Origin of the sequence: Paenibacillus sp. JZ16 (assembly GCF_015326965.1) — a bacterium.
Lineage (GTDB): Bacteria > Bacillota > Bacilli > Paenibacillales > Paenibacillaceae > Paenibacillus_AQ.
On sequence record NZ_CP017659.1, the window covers coordinates 2,888,555 to 2,905,251 of the forward strand.

At 49.0% G+C, this 16,697-nt stretch carries 17 protein-coding genes and 1 pseudogene; 9 read left to right on the forward strand and 9 right to left on the reverse strand.

What is annotated here, in order from left to right; genetic code table 11:
• Positions 1–56 precede the first annotated feature (56 nt).
• The 5 genes and pseudogenes from BJP58_RS13030 to BJP58_RS13050 all read right to left on the reverse strand — a co-directional run bounded on the left by BJP58_RS13030 (position 57) and on the right by BJP58_RS13050 (position 4,269).
• A pseudogene (locus BJP58_RS13030) lies at positions 57–1,036 on the reverse strand (aldo/keto reductase).
• A 267-nt stretch (positions 1,037–1,303) separates the two neighbouring features.
• Positions 1,304–2,626, reverse strand: a complete 1,323-nt coding sequence (locus tag BJP58_RS13035; RefSeq protein ID WP_194544263.1) for an LLM class flavin-dependent oxidoreductase — start codon at positions 2,624–2,626, stop codon at positions 1,304–1,306.
• 42 nt (positions 2,627–2,668) lie between these two features.
• Complete coding sequence (locus BJP58_RS13040) at positions 2,669–3,241, reverse strand: DUF4825 domain-containing protein (RefSeq protein WP_194544264.1); 573 nt, start codon at positions 3,239–3,241, stop codon at positions 2,669–2,671.
• The gene (locus tag BJP58_RS13045; RefSeq protein ID WP_233355063.1) at positions 3,238–3,816 is read right to left on the reverse strand and encodes a hypothetical protein; all 579 of its coding nucleotides are present in this window, start codon (positions 3,814–3,816) and stop codon (positions 3,238–3,240) included. Before BJP58_RS13045 ends, BJP58_RS13040 begins: the two co-directional genes overlap by 4 nt.
• Positions 3,817–3,900: 84 nt before the next feature.
• The gene (locus BJP58_RS13050; protein ID WP_194544265.1) at positions 3,901–4,269 is read right to left on the reverse strand and encodes a PadR family transcriptional regulator; all 369 of its coding nucleotides are present in this window, start codon (positions 4,267–4,269) and stop codon (positions 3,901–3,903) included.
• Positions 4,270–4,496: 227 nt separating this feature from the next.
• Between BJP58_RS13050 and BJP58_RS13055 the strand changes: the two genes are divergently transcribed.
• The 6 genes from BJP58_RS13055 (at position 4,497) to BJP58_RS34250 (ending at position 9,613) form a co-directional block, all read left to right on the forward strand.
• Positions 4,497–5,024: a DUF2062 domain-containing protein gene (locus tag BJP58_RS13055; RefSeq protein WP_194544266.1), complete on the forward strand. Its 528-nt coding sequence runs from the start codon at positions 4,497–4,499 to the stop codon at positions 5,022–5,024.
• A 216-nt stretch (positions 5,025–5,240) separates the two neighbouring features.
• A complete protein-coding gene (locus BJP58_RS13060) occupies positions 5,241–6,707 on the forward strand; it encodes a spore germination protein (protein WP_194544267.1) in 1,467 nt (488 codons plus the stop codon).
• Complete coding sequence (locus tag BJP58_RS13065) at positions 6,704–7,870, forward strand: Ger(x)C family spore germination protein (RefSeq protein ID WP_194544268.1); 1,167 nt, start codon at positions 6,704–6,706, stop codon at positions 7,868–7,870. The genes BJP58_RS13060 and BJP58_RS13065 overlap by 4 nt, the downstream gene beginning before the upstream one ends.
• A gap of 15 nt (positions 7,871–7,885) precedes the next feature.
• Entirely contained in the window at positions 7,886–8,077 is a 192-nt protein-coding gene (locus tag BJP58_RS13070) for a hypothetical protein (RefSeq protein ID WP_194544269.1), read from the forward strand.
• A gap of 28 nt (positions 8,078–8,105) precedes the next feature.
• A complete protein-coding gene (locus BJP58_RS13075; RefSeq protein WP_194544270.1) occupies positions 8,106–9,197 on the forward strand; it encodes a GerAB/ArcD/ProY family transporter in 1,092 nt (363 codons plus the stop codon).
• Between the two features lie 332 nt (positions 9,198–9,529).
• Positions 9,530–9,613, forward strand: a complete 84-nt coding sequence (locus tag BJP58_RS34250; protein ID WP_223260591.1) for a putative holin-like toxin — start codon at positions 9,530–9,532, stop codon at positions 9,611–9,613.
• A 170-nt stretch (positions 9,614–9,783) separates the two neighbouring features.
• Here BJP58_RS34250 and BJP58_RS13080 read toward each other — a convergent pair whose 3' ends face one another.
• Positions 9,784–10,644, reverse strand: coding sequence for a DUF421 domain-containing protein (locus tag BJP58_RS13080; RefSeq protein WP_194544271.1), 861 nt, complete (start codon positions 10,642–10,644; stop codon positions 9,784–9,786).
• 161 nt (positions 10,645–10,805) lie between these two features.
• Between BJP58_RS13080 and BJP58_RS13085 the strand changes: the two genes are divergently transcribed.
• The 3 genes from BJP58_RS13085 to BJP58_RS13095 all read left to right on the forward strand — a co-directional run bounded on the left by BJP58_RS13085 (position 10,806) and on the right by BJP58_RS13095 (position 12,864).
• Complete coding sequence (locus tag BJP58_RS13085; RefSeq protein WP_053491912.1) at positions 10,806–11,012, forward strand: DUF1657 domain-containing protein; 207 nt, start codon at positions 10,806–10,808, stop codon at positions 11,010–11,012.
• A gap of 159 nt (positions 11,013–11,171) precedes the next feature.
• The gene (locus BJP58_RS13090) at positions 11,172–12,134 is read left to right on the forward strand and encodes a sugar kinase (protein WP_194544272.1); all 963 of its coding nucleotides are present in this window, start codon (positions 11,172–11,174) and stop codon (positions 12,132–12,134) included.
• A 61-nt stretch (positions 12,135–12,195) separates the two neighbouring features.
• Complete coding sequence (locus BJP58_RS13095; protein WP_194544273.1) at positions 12,196–12,864, forward strand: bifunctional 2-keto-4-hydroxyglutarate aldolase/2-keto-3-deoxy-6-phosphogluconate aldolase; 669 nt, start codon at positions 12,196–12,198, stop codon at positions 12,862–12,864.
• Between the two features lie 96 nt (positions 12,865–12,960).
• Here BJP58_RS13095 and BJP58_RS13100 read toward each other — a convergent pair whose 3' ends face one another.
• From BJP58_RS13100 to BJP58_RS13110, 3 genes are all read right to left on the reverse strand, one after another.
• Positions 12,961–13,566 carry a YitT family protein gene (locus BJP58_RS13100; RefSeq protein WP_194544274.1) on the reverse strand — a complete coding sequence of 202 codons (606 nt, stop codon included), beginning with the start codon at positions 13,564–13,566 and terminating at the stop codon, positions 12,961–12,963.
• 122 nt (positions 13,567–13,688) lie between these two features.
• A complete protein-coding gene (locus BJP58_RS13105) occupies positions 13,689–14,540 on the reverse strand; it encodes an MBL fold metallo-hydrolase (protein WP_194544275.1) in 852 nt (283 codons plus the stop codon).
• Between the two features lie 146 nt (positions 14,541–14,686).
• Positions 14,687–16,654 (reverse strand): PTS fructose transporter subunit IIABC, encoded by a 1,968-nt coding sequence (locus tag BJP58_RS13110; RefSeq protein ID WP_194544276.1) that lies wholly within the window; start codon positions 16,652–16,654, stop codon positions 14,687–14,689.
• Between the last annotated feature and the right edge of the window lie 43 nt (positions 16,655–16,697).

The window sequence follows — 16,697 nt, forward strand, 5'->3', positions numbered from 1 at the left end:
CATATTGGTTACGATTGATCATTATCGTGCCGTATAGGTATTTCGCTATATCTGCTTTATCCACGGATTTCCTCCGATAAACGATCAATTTCCTTCAGTTCTTCTTCTGTCAGCCGCTCATCCGAGTATTTCAAGGTATCTGCAATGTGCTCCGCCCTGGATGCTCCGACAATGGCTGATGTGATGCCCGGGCGGCTAAGCACCCAGTTCAGGGCGAACTGCGGAAGCGTCCATCCCCGGTACTCAGCCAGCGGCCGGATCGCTTCTACAATAGAGAGCGCATGCCTCTGGTTCAGCAGCAATTGCAGTCTCTGTTCGCCTGCAGCCAGACGCGAGTCCGATGGGGGAGCTTCCCCCGCCCGGTACTTCCCTGACAATATGCCCCGGCCCAGAGGGCTGTACACGATAACCCCAACATGCTCGGACTGGGCAAAGGGAATTAATTCACGTTCGATATCCCTTGTAATGAGACTGTATTCCGGCTGTACGCTTTCGAACTGCGAAGACCGTGGAGCGCACTGATGCCATGAGCTTTGGCCAGCTGCCAGGCCGCGTAGTTCGAGCAGCCGATATAGCGGACTTTGCCTTGTCGCACAAGATCCGTCAGCGCCTCCAGCGTCTCTTCCAGCGGAGTAAACTCATCAAACCGGTGCACTTGATAAAAATCGATATAATCCGTTTGGAGCCGAACAAGGCTGTTCTCCAGCGCGCGATAAATATGATAACGGCTTTGGCCTTGGTCATTAATGCCGGGCCCGATCCGGTTATGCAGCTTCGTAGCCAGGAGAATGCCTTGTCTTCGCTCCTTCAGCAGCCTGCCCAAAATTTCTTCTGACTCCCCAAGCTGATTTACGTTCCCGTTATCCATACCCGTGCCGTATACGTCAGCCGTGTCAATCAGATTGATTCCAGAAGCAAGCGCCACATCCAATACGGCGGCCGAAGCCCTCTCATCGATCCAACGCCCGAAAGCCATGGTCCCGAGACTCACCTCCGACACTTGAACTCCCGTTCTGCCCAGTGGTCTATACTTCATACATTGGAGCCTCCTCATAAGATTCATATAAGAAAACCTCTATCGAGGCTTTTTCAAAGGATGAGCGAGCCGATTCAAGGGTAGGTTTTCTTGCGATATCAGCAAGACCCTGCCTTGAAGTCTGATATCTAAAAAACAGCCGAAGACACACCTCGGATCACTAGTTGATCCAAGGATGCATCTCCGGCTGTCCGGTAGAATACGCATAAATTCTATTATTTCCGATATGTTAAGTAGGATTATAGCACCGTCTAATTTTGTCGTCAATTATTTTTCATGTTGGGTTTCCGGCCGGTTGAGACCAAGATGGTCCCGTAACGTTCTGCCTGTATAGTCCTCGCGAAACAGTCCGCGCTGCTGGAGCAGCGGCACTACGCCCTCCACAAACTGTTCGAGACCACTCGGAAGCAAAGGGGCCATAATGTTGAATCCGTCGCAAGCCCCGCTTCGAAACCAATCCTCGATCCGATCGGCAATCTGCAGCGGGGTTCCGATCATCGTCATATGACCTCTGGCGACCGCGTAATGCCTGCCAAGCTCCAGAATGCTCATGCCCGATTTCGCGGCCATATCCATAATCATGATCGCCCGGCTGCTGTTCCCTTCCCTCGGCAGATCAGGCAGCGGACCGTCTACCGGATATTCGGTCAAGTCGGCATTCAGCAATTGAGACAAATATTTCACCCCTGCTTCCGGCAAGATGAGCTCGCTGAATGCCCGGTGATACGCCAAAGCTTCGGCTTCGCTCTCTCCGAGGAAGATCAGCAATCCCGGGAGAACCTTCACCTCTCCCCCTTCCCGTCCATACTCCTTAAGCAAGTCCTTAAACTCGCGGTAATACCTTATCGCATCTTCTTTACTCTCACAGGCCGTGAACACAACATCGGCTGTTTGGGCGGCCAGCCTCCTTCCCGCTGCCGAGGTTCCCGCTTCAATGATAACGGGCCTGCCTTGCGGAGATCTGGGCATGTTCAACGGACCTTCCACCCTGAAAAATGCTCCTTCATGATGAACCCGATGAATCCGTGTGGTATCCGCAAAAACAGCTCTCTGCCGATCCAACACAAGGGCATCGTCCTCCCAGCTGTCCCAACATTCCATCACAGCCCGCAGAAACTCCTCCGCCCGTTCATACCGCTTTCCATGCTCCATTAATTCCACCGAGCCGAAATTGCGCGCCTCGGCATCCTTCGTGGAAGTCACCACATTCCATGCAGCTCTGCCGCCACTGATATGATCCAGCGTGGACAGACGCCTTGCCAATGCGTAGGGCTCGTTGAATGTGGTAGATGCCGTGCCGGCTAATCCAACATACGCCGTGACGCCGGCCAGACTGCTGAGCATGGTCAGCGCTTCAGGCTGAAGAAAGCTGACATTCGTCCGCAAATCCTCGATCAAAGGAATCGAGTTATTGTCCGCAAGGAATACCATATCGAATTTCCCGCGTTCGGCTGCTTGAGCGCAGCGCTTATAGAAATCGTAAACCACGGCTCCGACCCCCGCCGAACCGGGATGCCGCCAAGCGGCAATATGATGACCGTAATTCATTAGAAAAGCACCCAGACTTAATTGGCGTCGCTCCGTACCCATCTCTATACTCCCCTTCGCTTTATCACTTCTAAAGCTTTACCTCTACAGAAACTTACGCTCAACCAGGTTCTCTACGTAATCACCGACAAACTTCCTATCATCAAGACGGGATTGAACTTCCTTCTCCCATATCCCGGCATCCCGTAATGAAGCAAGTGTGACCTGATTGCCAAACCACGACTCCACCTCATCCCGCCGGATGGTGAAGATTTGGTCTTCAAAGGCGAAAATCAGTTTTTCCAAATTATCAATCATGGCAAAATTAGCAGTGGAGTTATAAACTAGCAGCTGCTTCAGCTTTTCCTCTTGCAGATCGCCGGCCCTGGCCTGGAATCGGATCTCGGCCGTCAATTCCTCCGGATACAGCTGAAATGTACGTTCGATGTCACGCATGGGAAGCGAAGCATTCAAATTGATCAGGTTCCCGGCATTCCCCATATACGGGCTCGCAAAGCTTAACGAATTCCGGATATCATGCGTCAACGGATCATTCTGCTCCGCTTCATATTGAACGGCCTGTTCGTCTGCTTTGGGCTTGATGAATCCCTCCAGTGCAGCCATACCCACTACGCCGATAAGCAGCAGTATAACGATCAGCCAATTTTTTTTGCTCATGGTTCATTCACCTCAAGTTGAAGAGTTAATTTACTAGCTTTTTGGACAAGCAGCGGAATGATGACCGACGTCATCGGGATGGCATATCGCATGACGGTCACGTAGAACGAATAGGGCCCATCGATCCGCAATTCTCGCCCAAACCACAGATCGCTGCCGTATTGAATCAGGAAGGTGTACATGGATACAACTACGATAAATATCGACCACAGCCACCATGCCCCTTTGCTCCATTTGGCCAATTTGCCTGCGTTGATCACAGCTGTCTGCTTCTCATACCGTTTCAGATGCCGTGACATGGAAAGATACACCGCACCGGATAAGACAACGAGACATAGCAGAAGGGTGTTCACCCCTATACCGCTTGGCAAAAATCGGGCCGGTATGGTCACGATCCACGCCAGCAAGGAATAAATAAGCGCGCTCTGAACCAATTCATAGCGGAAACGGTAGCTGTAAACTTTTTGATTATCGTCAATGAGGGCTTCGATATCTTCAATGTTATCGATGGCCAGACTAATGGCCGATTGATATTCCATCCCATTCTCCATATAATCCGTAACCCGAGCCTCCAAATTGCTGAGAACCTCATTCTTTAGCTCTACCACTTCCTTGGTTTTGCGTTATTCGCAAATAGACGGTCCACAAAAATCTCTAAGTCATGCCTGTTGGTCATTGTCTGTCAGCTCCTTTCCGTTTCCGATCAAAATATCAATAATCTCGCGCGCAGCCTTCCATTCCTCCTGATTGTGCCGCAAGCGTCCCTGTCCCTCCTGGCTGAGGGTGTAATATTTGCGCCTTCCGCCCTGGGTTTCTTCACCCCAGTAGGAACGGATGAATCCCTGCTTCTCCAACCTTCTCAGACTGGAATACAGTGTAGGCTCCTTCAGCTCAAATCGATTCCCGCTTCGCAGCGAGATTTCTTTAATGATCTGATAGCCGTAATTATCTCCGTCCGATAACACGCGCAAAATAAAGGTATCAATATTTCCACGTATCAAATCGCTGTTATGTATGGATTCAATCAAATACCCGGACCTCCTTAACGAAACGAATGGGTATAATATAACGCATATTACTATTCATGTCAAAGTAATACTTCACGCATTTATTTCTTCTTTCATCGATTGACGGTTTACAACCGCTACTATATAATTCTTGAAAGTTCTTTCTATTATAAATGGAAACCCTACGATACAAAATGCGGTTCCAATCCCTTCATTATTGTATTTAGTACGTGCAGGAGGAGACGGTTTTGCTTCATAAATACATTCGACGACTGAAATACTATATTCTCCGGACTCTCCGCATGCAAAATAGCGATCATCGAATTGCGCTCGGTTTTGCCGTCGGCTTCTTCCCTTGCTGGTATCCAACCTTCGGCATTGATCTGCTGCTGGCTCCGCTGCTCGCTCGCATGGTTCGGGCTAACATCCCTTCCGCCTTCCTTGCAGCTTCGGCAGGCTCCGTCTTGTGGCCGATCCTGTTCTATTTAAACTATAGAATCGGGGTATTTGTGCATCTGTTCACCACATTTCCCAAAACCTTTGAAATCGAAGATGCTCTCTCGGTACCTGTCCCGGAGACGGATTATAGGATTGAGACGAACCATTTTGGCAGATTAGGCGATATGGGCGTCAATTTTCTTGTCGGTGGTCTCATCAACAGTGTCCTGTCTACATTGATACTCTATATTTTGCTGCGCTTCGTTTTAACGTTCTACCGAAAACCATTGCTACAACGAATAAAGAAATCCATCAAAAGAGGAAAAACCAAGAAGTAGCGGTTTAAATCGCAATTAACGGTACACCTTATAATCGCCCGTTTCGTAACAGCTTCATGCCGTTATGAATCAGGCGTATTTTTTTTCTGCATATCGAATGATCCCTAGCTCAGTCCCCCTCTCGACAAGTTAACTTCTCTGGTCATTTTGAATAACTTGCCAAGAGTACGGCATTCTATAAAAAAAGACACATATGAGCGTGAGGGGGGATCGGTTTTGAAGGAACAAACTCATCATGAACTGGTTGAGAATATAAAACAAAATCTTGAGAACTGTGAAGATGTCGTCTACCAATCATTTCGGGCCCATGGCAAATCCTGCACCCTGATTTATATCCAATCTATTATTGATACCAGCTCTTTGCATGAGCGTATCATTACCCCGCTCCTCAAAGAGGCCTCTGCCTTACAATTTAATTTAGATGACTTTATTAATGAGCTGGATCGTGGCGATTTACTCTCGATTCCATTCAACCGCTCATCATCAGCTCACGATATTGCGAACCTGATTGTAGAGGGCTATGTCGTTCTGTATATTGATTCATTGGTTAACGTCTATACCTTTGATCTAACGAAGTATGAAAAGAGAGCCGTCTCGGAATCCCAAAATGAGCTTGTGGTAAATGGCCCCCAGGAGGCTTTTATCGAGGACATCTTCACCAACCTGTCCTTGCTGCGTCACAAAATCAAACATCCCGCATTAAAGACGCGCCGTTACCAAATCGGGCGTTATTCGAAGACCCTTATATACATGGTATATATTGACGGACTGGCCGATAAGGATGTGGTGGCTAAGATCGAAAAAAATATCAAGGCCATATCTATCGACGGGGCCTTTGGCATCAGTACCTTATCTGAACAAATGAAAGAAGGCGTGAAATCGCCGTTTCCTCAGTTTCAATACACAGAGCGACCCGACTCTGTTGCAGCTTCACTGCTTGAGGGGAGAGTCGGGATGATGATGGACGGTACACCGTCTGCTCTTATCGTGCCGGTTACGCTCTTGTCTCTGCTGCAATCTTCCGAGGATTATTATCACAGCTTTTTTTCCTCCAGCTGGATCCGTCTTATTCGCTTTATGTTCGCTGTCATTTCGCTGCTGATGCCATCCATGTATGTTGCCATTACCACGTTCCAGCCTTCTATCATTCCGACGGATCTGCTGCTCACGATTACATCAACTCGTGAGAACATCCCTTTCTCGGCATTAACGGAAGCCCTCATTATGGAACTAACCTTTGAAGCGCTCAGGGAAGCCGGAACCCGAATTCCAAAACCGGTCGGTCAGACTATATCGATTATCGGCGCCATTGTCATCGGACAAGCCGCGGTGGAAGCAGGGATCGTGTCTAACCCGATGGTAATCGTGGTATCCATAACAGGGATTGCTTCGTACATCATTCCGCATTTTGAGCTTGGGCTGACATTTCGACTCCTACGCTTCCCCCTGCTTCTCTTGGGAGGAACACTCGGTCTAATCGGTTTGTTTGCAGGAACTTTTGTAGTGCTTGGACATTTGGCTTCGCTTAAATCCTTCGGGACTCCGTATCTGGAACCGGTAGCTCCGCTGGTATTCTCCGAGTGGAGGGATACGTTTCTCCGTGCTCCCTCTCCCCTGCTGAATAAACGTCCAACTTCCTATGCTGCTCAGACCTCGAATAATAGGAGGCAGAAACCAAAATGAAATGTTCAACAATCATTCGATTTCTGCTGCCTTTAATCATTCTTACCGGTTGCGCAACCAAGGTGGAGGTTAATGAACAGACGTTCGTCTTCGCTATGTATATTAATAAAGGCAAGCAGCCGGGAAATGTAGAGGTTACCATTAGCGCTCCCCTGCCGAATCGCTTAATGTCCGGGCAGCAGGCCGGCAGCGGGAGCGGCGGCGATCCTTATGCCATGGTCTCCAAGGATTCCGCCACAATTCAGGATGCCTTGCATCTTATTCAAAAAGATCTGTCTCGGCGGCTTGACTTCAGTCATACCCGGGTCCTTGTATTGGGCCGAAGCTACGCTGAAGACGGTATTGAGGATTTAATGGATTGGTTTGAAAGGGAACCCACGATCGATTTCAGATGCTACTTGATGGTTGCACCAGGCGACGCCAAGCAAATCGCCAGATTAACGCCGGTCTTTGAGCAAATGCCTTCGGAGGTTCTCATCAAATTCGCCGAACATCATAATATGGTGGCAACTACGGCGAGAGATATTTTATATGCAAGCAAAGCCAACCAAGGGTACGCCCTGACATACTTATCTGCAGGCAAAAAGCCGTTGGTAGCCGATCCAGCTAAAAAGGATGATTGGGCCGGAGTTCAAGGGACGGCGATATTTCAAGGTCACAAGCTAAGGGCCACCCTGCCACTAAAGGAATCCATGGCCGTCAGCTGGGCTCTTAAGGAGCTAAGAGACGCGCTTTACACCGTGTCTTGGGACGATGGCAAGAACAAAGGTAAGGCCAGCCTGTTACTCATCAACATCAGATCCCAGAAGAAGGTGAAAATGACACCCGACGGCCCCGTTTTCACGGTTATGCTCAAGGGAAGGGCAGACATCATATACAAAAAAGACACACACTTACCGGATTCGGCTGCTATCAACAAAATGATTGAACGTGAATTGAATGACCAGGTCAGCACTCAAATGAACCGTGCTCTGCGTACATCCCAAAGGGCTGGTGCGGATATATTGCAATTAGGCATGGTCCTCGACTGGCACTACCCCGATGCTTGGCATAAACTGCGTTCAAGATGGGAAGATTTTTACAGAAATGAAGCAGAAATTCAAGTTTCGACTCATATTACCATACGAAACCTGGGAGCAAGTTTTAATGCCAAATCAGAATAAGGAGGAGAAAATCGAATGATAGCCATATTTTTTTCGGCGATTGCACTGCTGGAGTGGTACCTTGTCAGACAAAAATCGCGACGGGAAAAATGGATGGTGCTTTCCCTCATTGTACTGGCTGCCATATGGAATATGCTTGCCGCTTTCATCCATTGGTGGCCCACACCCAATCAATGGATCCACTGGGGATTCGGTTGGTTAGGCTGAAATTAGAAAGGAGAGGAGGCGATATAGGATGCGTAAAACTCCCTGGCAGCTGTTCCGGTTTGCGTTTGTTTATCTATCTGCCCAGCCCACTGGGTTTCTGATCACGCCTCTGCTATGGAATTCAGAATATCTAGGATGGATGTCCATTCTTGCCGGAAGTGCTATGAGTCTGATCCTTCTGTGGTTCACGATCAGGCTCGGCATGTGGAGCCCGAATACCTCCTGGGTGGATTTTGGAGAACGCCTGGTCGGGAAATGGGTTCATACCATGATCATCCTTTTGCTCTTGTTTTGGAGCATCAATTACATTGCCTTGGATATCGAAGGTTTTACCTTGTTTTTTAATACGAACTATATGCGGGAATCCCCGCAGTGGATTATCCAGATTATCATTGGATTGGTTGTGATCATCACGGCCAGATGGGGACTGGAAACGATGATTTATATGTCAGACGGATTATTTATACTTTCCGTGCTCTCTATCGTGCTGGTCAATATATTCTTTTTCAAAAACTCGGAATTTGAGATGCTGCCTGCTTTGATTACGCATCATAATTATGGTTCCGCGGCAACAGATGCCGTGTATTGTCTCTCTTTCTTTGCCGAATGGGTCGTATTCCTGTTTATTGCACCCTACATACAAATCGATCGGAGAGCGTTTCGCAATCTGGCCTGTTCAGGGCTCTTGGTCGCCTTGGCGGTTTTGCTTCAATGGTTGGCTGCCCTGCTCAATTTCGGTCCATACTTCGGGCGAGAACTTCAATATCCGCTCGTGGAGCTTATGCGTTCTACCGGCGGCTTCCTCGGTAAATCCGATCCCTTAATGATAGGGTTATGGAGCAGCTCCATGTTTATGCACAGTGCGTTTTTGCTCCATGTCAGCGTAAAATGCCTGGGAAAGGTATTGAACCTAAAAAAAATGGACAATCCCCTGATTTCCTTGGTTGGTGGTACTTCGGTCGTTATCGCCTACCAATATTCGCGGAATCCTACGCTGTTTCAGGAGAATTACGACTCTGTGCCTATGATTGCTTTTTTCCTGACCATTGAAGCGATTCCCCTATTGTACTGGTTAGCCATACTTCTGCGCCCGCGAAAGAGAAAACGGCGGACAGCCTAGCAGCGCGGTATCGGAAATGAATGAAGCTTGTTTAGACGTGAGAAAATTAAAAAGAGTATCCTGCATTAGGATACTCTTTTTAATTCAACTGAAAAGTTCTGAGGAAAGTTGCGATGACCTAAAAGCCCGAAAGGTCCTTCATTTAGGATCAAAAGTGCAACAGCCTTACGATATGAGAACTTGGAAAAATAGAAAATTTGAAAATCTCTGTGCATAATGATGAAATTATTACGTAAGCGCTTCCTACAAAAAGGTTCTTTTATTGTAAGCAATTGGCATATTATATAGTACAGTAGACCAGCTGGCAAGGGTGGCAGCAGGAGGTGATAGGCATGGGCGTGAATGAAGCTTTGGCTTTAATGATATCGTTCGCCACTCTGGTCGTCTCGATCCTTGCCTTCCATAATAAGAAATAGACCCGTCCCTTGTACAGATGAATCTATTTCTTACGTCTGGTAGCAAGCAAATATCCACCTTGCAGGTAATGATCTGCTGTGCGGGGAGTCGGCGGCAACCGGCTCCTTTTGTAATACACAAAAATATCCTATTCCGATTTTTACGGAATTATGACTCGGTGGCTCCCGAATTAAGTATTTAGGATTGGCTTTACCTCGGCTATAATCTTCTCGATCTGTTTGGAGCTTTCTTCATACATTTTTTTTGCCTTCTTACTCTTTGTACTGAGGCTGAATAACTCCAGATCCGCCTGACATTTTTTCAAATTCGCATAGAGCAGTTTCCGCTCCTCATTTTGGGGAACCTGAATCTGATCATCATACAAATCGACGGTTAGTTGTCCATAAGTGTCTACCTGTGCGAGAAATACATCCTTGATCTTAGCGCCCTGCTTGTCCAGTTCTTCCACCAGCCATCCATGATTGAAGCCTGCGACGCGCAGCGGTTCATCCATGACTTCACCATCCATGACGACAACCTGTCCGGGCTTTTCCGGCGCTACCTGGACACCAAGATCTTTAGGAGTTAAAGGCAGATTCTCACGCGTCAGCAGAACATTAATTTCCCCGCTGGACTCCATAATGGCAAATTCCACGTCAGCGATCTGAAACACGTCTTTTTTCCGCAGCTGCTGCATTAACTCATCGGAAGACAGTTTTTCTTTCTTTAAATTATCTTCCAATATCTTGCCGTCTTTAATGAGCACGGTCGACTTAAAATCGATAAAGTCCCTGGCCTTCTTGCTCTTGATTGTCAGGAATTCAATAAGTAATGAACAGGCTACCCATACGCCCAGCGCTACTAATCCCAAATACCAGTTCGCATCAAGATCCAGGGAGATGTAGGCGGCCAAGCTGCCGATCGTAATCCCCGTTAAATATTCAAAAAAAGATAGCTGCGTAATTTGCCGCTTGCCCAGCAGTTTCGTCATCAGAAACAACACGACCACAGCACATAAGGTTCTAAGTACAATTTCCAACCACTCGGCCACAATAAAGCCTCCTCATTTCATGTCTTGACTAAATAATCACACTTTAGATTATTGTCAAATATCCCTTTAGAAATCACACCATTATTTTCCAAAATATGCTCCATGCATGTTCTTCTGCAAAATGCGTACATTATTACGCATGAAAGGAGTGATAAAAACCAATGACCGTAGCTTCCGATGTTAAAACATGTCTCTCATCCTTAAAAAGCGCTCAGGCCAGCCTTGAGCAATTTGCACTGTCCACGCAAGATCAAAATGCCAAGGATTTGTTCACGGCTGCAGCTCAACAGACACAGCAAGTCGTGGACCAAGTGGCCCAGCGGGTTCAGCAGCTTGAACAGGAAGAGCCTCAGTATAAAGGTTTCTAAACATAAGTTTTTAGTTTGCTCCATCACATGTAAGCCTAAGCCTACCTCCTATCTTCCCCTGATAGGAGGTACTTTATATTGTGTTATTTATTATTGAGTTATCCTCCCCATCAGGGTAAAGTGTTAATAACGGCGACTGAATTCAAGGGGGTAGATTCGATGAAGAATGAAACGCGTCCTATCGATGTCATCACGTTCGGTGAATCGATGGGATTATTATATCCGGAAGGTACACGGGGCATAGGACAAGGAGGAAGCATGGCACAATCCTTCGGCGGTGCCGAAAGCAATCTCGCCATCGGACTGTCCAGGCTTGGCTGCAGCAGCGGATGGTTCGGTCAACTCGGTAACGATCCGATCGGAACCGGTATTTTGAAAACGCTTCGAGGAGAAGGTGTCGACATTTCCGCCGCCAGACAAACGGATATTGCACCGACCGGCCTTATGCTGCGCGAGAACGTTCGCGGTCAATCCTCCGTCTATTACTACCGCAAAGGCTCCGCCGCCAGTCACATGACGCCGGACCATGTAGACTCCGAATACATAGCCAATGCCCGCATCCTTCATTTTACAGGCATCACCGCAGCTCTAAGCAGCAGCTGCCTGGAGACGATACGGCATGTCATTTCCGTATGCAAAGCGCATGGCGTCCTGATCAGCTTTGACCCTAACCTCAGGCTCAAGCTATGGAATATCGAGGAAGCTCGCCCTGTATTGCTGGAACTTGCGGAAGCCTGTGATTATTTTCTTCCGGGCTATGATGAATGCAAGCTGCTGTTCGAAACTGAGGACGAGCAGGCGATCCTGGACCGACTGCGACAGCTTCCCGGAATGTCCGTTATCAAAAGTTTCAATGGGAGCAATGTCATTGTCCACAAGAGCCACACCTACTCCCTTCCCTTTGAACAGGTGGATCAAGTGGTGGACACCGTGGGAGCAGGCGACGGCTTCTGTGCTGGTTTCCTTGCCGGTATCGCCAAGGGCTGGACACCCGAAGAGGCTCTCTCGCTGGGCGGCTTAACCGGTTCGCTGGTGATCCAAGCGCCCGGTGATTGGGAAGCACTTCCGACCTGGGAAGAGGTACAACAGCGGCGCGGAAATGCTGCTCATATCGAGCGTTAGCTCCTGTTCATTAAACGAGCCATCTTTCTAATCCATTCATAGACGAGAAGGAGTGTGTAACATGAAAAAGCTAAGACTGATCGAACAAATTCATCATGCGGGTGTCGTCGCTGTCCTTCGCGGAGATTCCCCCGAAGAGGTTGTCGAGATTGCCAAACGTGCGATTGAAGGCGGTATCAAGGTTATCGAAGTAACCATGACCGTACCGTTCGCTACCGAAGCCATTACGACGCTGGCCAAAATGTACTCCTCTAAAGACCCGCAAGCGGATAACTATGCCATCATTGGCGCAGGCACGGTTCTCGATGCTGAAACAGCTCGAATCACCATTCTTGCCGGTGCCGAGTTTGTAGTCTCGCCGGGCTTCGACCGCGATACCATTATGCTCAGCAATCGTTACCGCATCCCGGTTATGCCGGGCGCCGTAACCGTTCATGATATCGTTGCCGCTCTTGAGCTTGGCGTCGACGTCATCAAGCTCTTCCCGGGCAATCTGTACTCTCCATCCGTCATTCCATCTCTGAAAGGTCCGCTCCCGCAGGCCAACATCATGCCAACCGGCGGCGTAAATCTGGACAATCTGCATGAATGGATCAAGGCCGGCGCGTTTGCGGTCGGGATCGGATCGGATCTGACCAAGGACGCATTGAAGAGCGGTGACTTCAATCTGATTACAGAGAAGGCACGCGCATATATCAACGCCTTTAAGGAAGCTCAATCGCAAAGATAAAAAATGCTGTACGGTTTTCGTATAGGATTCCTCCGAATATCGCTCTTTTCATAAACAGACAAGCCTATCAAGAGTCGACTTGATAGGCTTGTCTGTTTATTTAATCCGTCTCTTTTTGAACCAACGCTTCTGGGTGAACATTCCTGTCGTAAAGCCGCCCGCTACGATCGTCAGAACAGAATACATGAAGGTGCTTTCCGACAACAGGAAACCTCCGAAACCAATGATCACGGCATCCATCAGCAAAATAATGACGCCTACATTTAACGGCAAATATTTAGCCAGGAAATGCGCCAGCAGATCCGTTCCGCCCGTGCTTGCATTGTGTCTTAGCATAAATCCAAGTCCGGCTCCGATCAAAGCCCCGCCCAGGAGCGCGCTCAGGATGACATTCGGGGCAAAAAATCGCAAAAAATCCGGTTGCAGCGGTGAAAGCAAATCGATAATAAATGAAGATATCAGCATGCCTGACAGACTATTGTAAAAAATTTCGCGATTTAATATCCAGGCTGCGATAAACATGGGAATGCTGCACAAAATGATGACGAATCCGATATGTAGATCAAACACATAGTTAGCTATCAGGGCGATGCCGATAACTCCACCATCCAAAACTTTATGCGGGACAAGAAAAAAATTGGTCCCCATCGCGATCAGAAAACTGCCGATCACGATAATGACATGTTTTCGAAATGACACCATTTCCCCATCTCCATTTATAAGGGCATGTCTCATTTATATGCTTGCCATTTCGAAAAATTGCGGACTTGCTGTCCCGCATTTGAAAAAAATTCCACCGAGCTCGATTCGGATACCTTTTGCTACTAATCTTTTACATAAATCAAACGCTCGGTCCGTGCCATCACCTTGGTCTTCATATAGGGATAGTTCTCATAACAATAATCTACAAAATACCCCGGCTTCTCTCCATTCCAAGGGAAAATATCATAGTGCATGGGAATGGTCAGATCGAATCCCGATGCTGCGGCAAGCTCTGCTGCCTCCCGAAAGCCCATATTTCCAACGATTCCGTCTTTCCGGCGGAAGGCATCTCCCCCGTTGATCGGCACCATCCCGATATCAATCGCATACGCTTGTAACCTTTCAACCAAACCAGGATAAACGACGGTATCTCCCGCATGGTAGATCAACACGCCCTGGATATCCACCAAATATCCGACATATCGGTGCCCGAACTGTTCATGCTCATCCAATGTTTCATGGGCAGCCGGAATCGCCATCAGTCGGAAGCCCTCAAACTGCTGCCATTCATCGCACATCGCCGCGTACAAACGCTCCGGAGCGACACCGGCCTCTCTCATCGCTTCATGGCAGCAAGCCGGTGCGACAAAAATTGTCTCTGGATTCTGTTTGGCTATGACCGCAATCGTTCCCAGATCCATATGATCGTCATGCTCATGGGTGATCAGCACCATGTTCGCATTCGTGATATGCTCCGGGGTCAACGGTGCAGGAAATGCGCGCTTGAATCCCGCTTTGCGTTCCAGATCATCAGACATATAAGGATCGATATAGATGACAACCTCCCCGCCCTTAAGGACAACGCTCTCCTGTCCCAGAAACCATACCGCCGCCATTCCTTCAGCTGTGGACGTCCGGTTGATTTCTTCGATAAGCTCCTCGGGACCTCGACCCTTGCTGTTCTGTTCCATCATCTCTATTCTCTCTCCTTCCATTTTCGATCATGACTAGATTATAACATGCGGTCAACTGCAGAAATGACCAACCGACTATGAAAAAAACGAGTCCGAAGTAAGCAGAAACGCCTACTCCAAACTCGTATTGTCTCATCTGTATGAATCTATTTACGCTCAAGCGGCTTCTTCCACAGACCAAGCAGCAGGCCTGATAGCACCGCGCCAATCAGGACGGCCAGCAAGAACAGAAGCGCATGGTTGGCCAGAGCGGCAACAAAAACCCCCCCGTGAGGAGCAGGGACGTTGATGCTCCACAGCTGCGTCAACCCGCCGGCAACCGCCGAGCCGAGGATGCAAGATGTCAGCACGCGCAGCGGATCGGCAGCGGCGAACGGGATCGCGCCCTCCGTAATGAAGGAAAGTCCCATCACATAGTTGGTCACACCGGACTTTCGTTCCTGCTCCGTAAACTTATGCTTGAAAAACGTCGTCGCCAGCGCAATAGCAAGCGGAGGAACCATACCGCCGGCCATAACCGCAGCCATCATGGCTCCGTTCGTATTGCCGCTGGATGTAAAGACGCCGATCGCAAATGCATATGCCGCTTTATTGAAGGGTCCACCCATGTCAATCGACATCATTCCGCCCAGAATAAGACCAAGAATCACCGCGTTTCCAGTACCCAGATTGTTCAGAATATCAATCAGGCCGAGATTGATCCAGCTGAAGAACGGATCAAACAGGTAGAACATGATCGTTCCGGTTACAAGGAGGCCGACAACCGGGTACAACAGAATCGGCTTTAAGCCATCAAGCGCTTTGGGCAGACCAGCAAAGACTTTGCGCAGCAGAATCACCACATAACCCGCCAAGAAACCTGCCGCTAGCCCGCCAAGAAATCCCGAATTAGAATTCAGGGCCATTAGCCCTCCGACCATACCGGGCATCAACGCCGGACGATCACCTATGCTGAGCGCAATGAATCCCGCCAGAACCGGAATGAGGAAGTGGAAGGCGCCGTCTCCCCCGCCAATCGTCTGCAGCAGCTGGAAGAGGGGATGATTGTCTCCTGCAAGCTGCTCGATCAGGAAGGAGATAGCCAGAAGAATACCGCCTCCCACGACGAATGGCAGCATATGCGAAATACCATTCATCAGGTCCTTATACACTTTCGTGCCTATGCTGCCCTTCTCCGCGTCCTTCGCCTGCGACTCACCTCCGCCTTCGCTCCGGTAGATGGGGGCATCACCGCTCATCGCTTTGCGAATCAGCTCCTCCGATTTGCGGATACCGTCGCTGACCGGTCGCTGGAGCACAGGCTTTCCGTTAAAGCGGGCCATTTCCACGTTTTTGTCGGCGGCAATGATGACGCCTGCCGCCCTGCGGATTTCCTCTTCCGTCAACACGTTCTGCGCACCCTCCGAGCCATTGGTCTCCACCCGGATCTCGACGCCCATTTCCTGAGCTTTCTTCTTCAGGGCATCTTCAGCCATAAACGTATGGGCAATACCGGTCGGACACGCCGTTACGGCAACAACAAAAGCATCCGAGGTTCCGTCAGCAACTTTCTTGGGGTCAGATTCGGAAGTGACATCGGATTCCGGAGCCTTCTCCGATTCCTTTTTTGCCGCTTCCCTTCTCTTGGCCGCTTCCTTCTCCGCCTTGGCAGCTTCTTCCACTGCCTGTTTCGAATCAAATAACGCCGTTACTTCCCCGGGCGTCTTCGTATTCATCAATTGTGCGATAAATTCGGTATCGATCAACAGCCGCGATAGTGCGGCAAGCGTACGGAGATGGGTATTTCCGGCTCCTTCCGGAGCTGCGATCATAAAAAACACATACGCCGCCTCTCCGTCCAGCGCTTCGAAATCCACGCCCTGACTGCTCTTGGCAAACACGACGGTCGGTTCATTAACCGCTTTCGTCTTCGCGTGCGGCATCGCGATGCCGCCTCCGATTCCCGTACTGGATTCGGCTTCACGCTTCAGAATCATCTCTTTGAACAAGACCGGATCGTTGATCCGCCCGCTTGCAGCCAGGCTTGCGATCAGTTCATCAATGGCTGCCTCCTTCGTGACCGCCTTCAGGTCCATGATCATCGTTTCTTGTATCATTAAATCCGTAATTTTCATGCTGGTTCACACTCCCTTGATATCCTCGTGATGACTGCCACGC

Coding starts and splice junctions, on each gene's coding strand:
- BJP58_RS13035 (WP_194544263.1), bottom strand. CDS start 2,626: ATGGGTACGGAGCGACGCCAATTAAGTCTGGGTGCTTTTCTAATGAAT.
- BJP58_RS13095 (WP_194544273.1), top strand. CDS start 12,196: ATGAAAAAGCTAAGACTGATCGAACAAATTCATCATGCGGGTGTCGTC.
- BJP58_RS13105 (WP_194544275.1), bottom strand. CDS start 14,540: ATGATGGAACAGAACAGCAAGGGTCGAGGTCCCGAGGAGCTTATCGAA.
- BJP58_RS13075 (WP_194544270.1), top strand. CDS start 8,106: ATGCGTAAAACTCCCTGGCAGCTGTTCCGGTTTGCGTTTGTTTATCTA.
- BJP58_RS13090 (WP_194544272.1), top strand. CDS start 11,172: ATGAAGAATGAAACGCGTCCTATCGATGTCATCACGTTCGGTGAATCG.
- BJP58_RS13100 (WP_194544274.1), bottom strand. CDS start 13,566: ATGGTGTCATTTCGAAAACATGTCATTATCGTGATCGGCAGTTTTCTG.
- BJP58_RS34250 (WP_223260591.1), top strand. CDS start 9,530: ATGGGCGTGAATGAAGCTTTGGCTTTAATGATATCGTTCGCCACTCTG.
- BJP58_RS13065 (WP_194544268.1), top strand. CDS start 6,704: ATGAAATGTTCAACAATCATTCGATTTCTGCTGCCTTTAATCATTCTT.
- BJP58_RS13070 (WP_194544269.1), top strand. CDS start 7,886: ATGATAGCCATATTTTTTTCGGCGATTGCACTGCTGGAGTGGTACCTT.
- BJP58_RS13040 (WP_194544264.1), bottom strand. CDS start 3,241: ATGAGCAAAAAAAATTGGCTGATCGTTATACTGCTGCTTATCGGCGTA.
- BJP58_RS13110 (WP_194544276.1), bottom strand. CDS start 16,654: ATGAAAATTACGGATTTAATGATACAAGAAACGATGATCATGGACCTG.
- BJP58_RS13085 (WP_053491912.1), top strand. CDS start 10,806: ATGACCGTAGCTTCCGATGTTAAAACATGTCTCTCATCCTTAAAAAGC.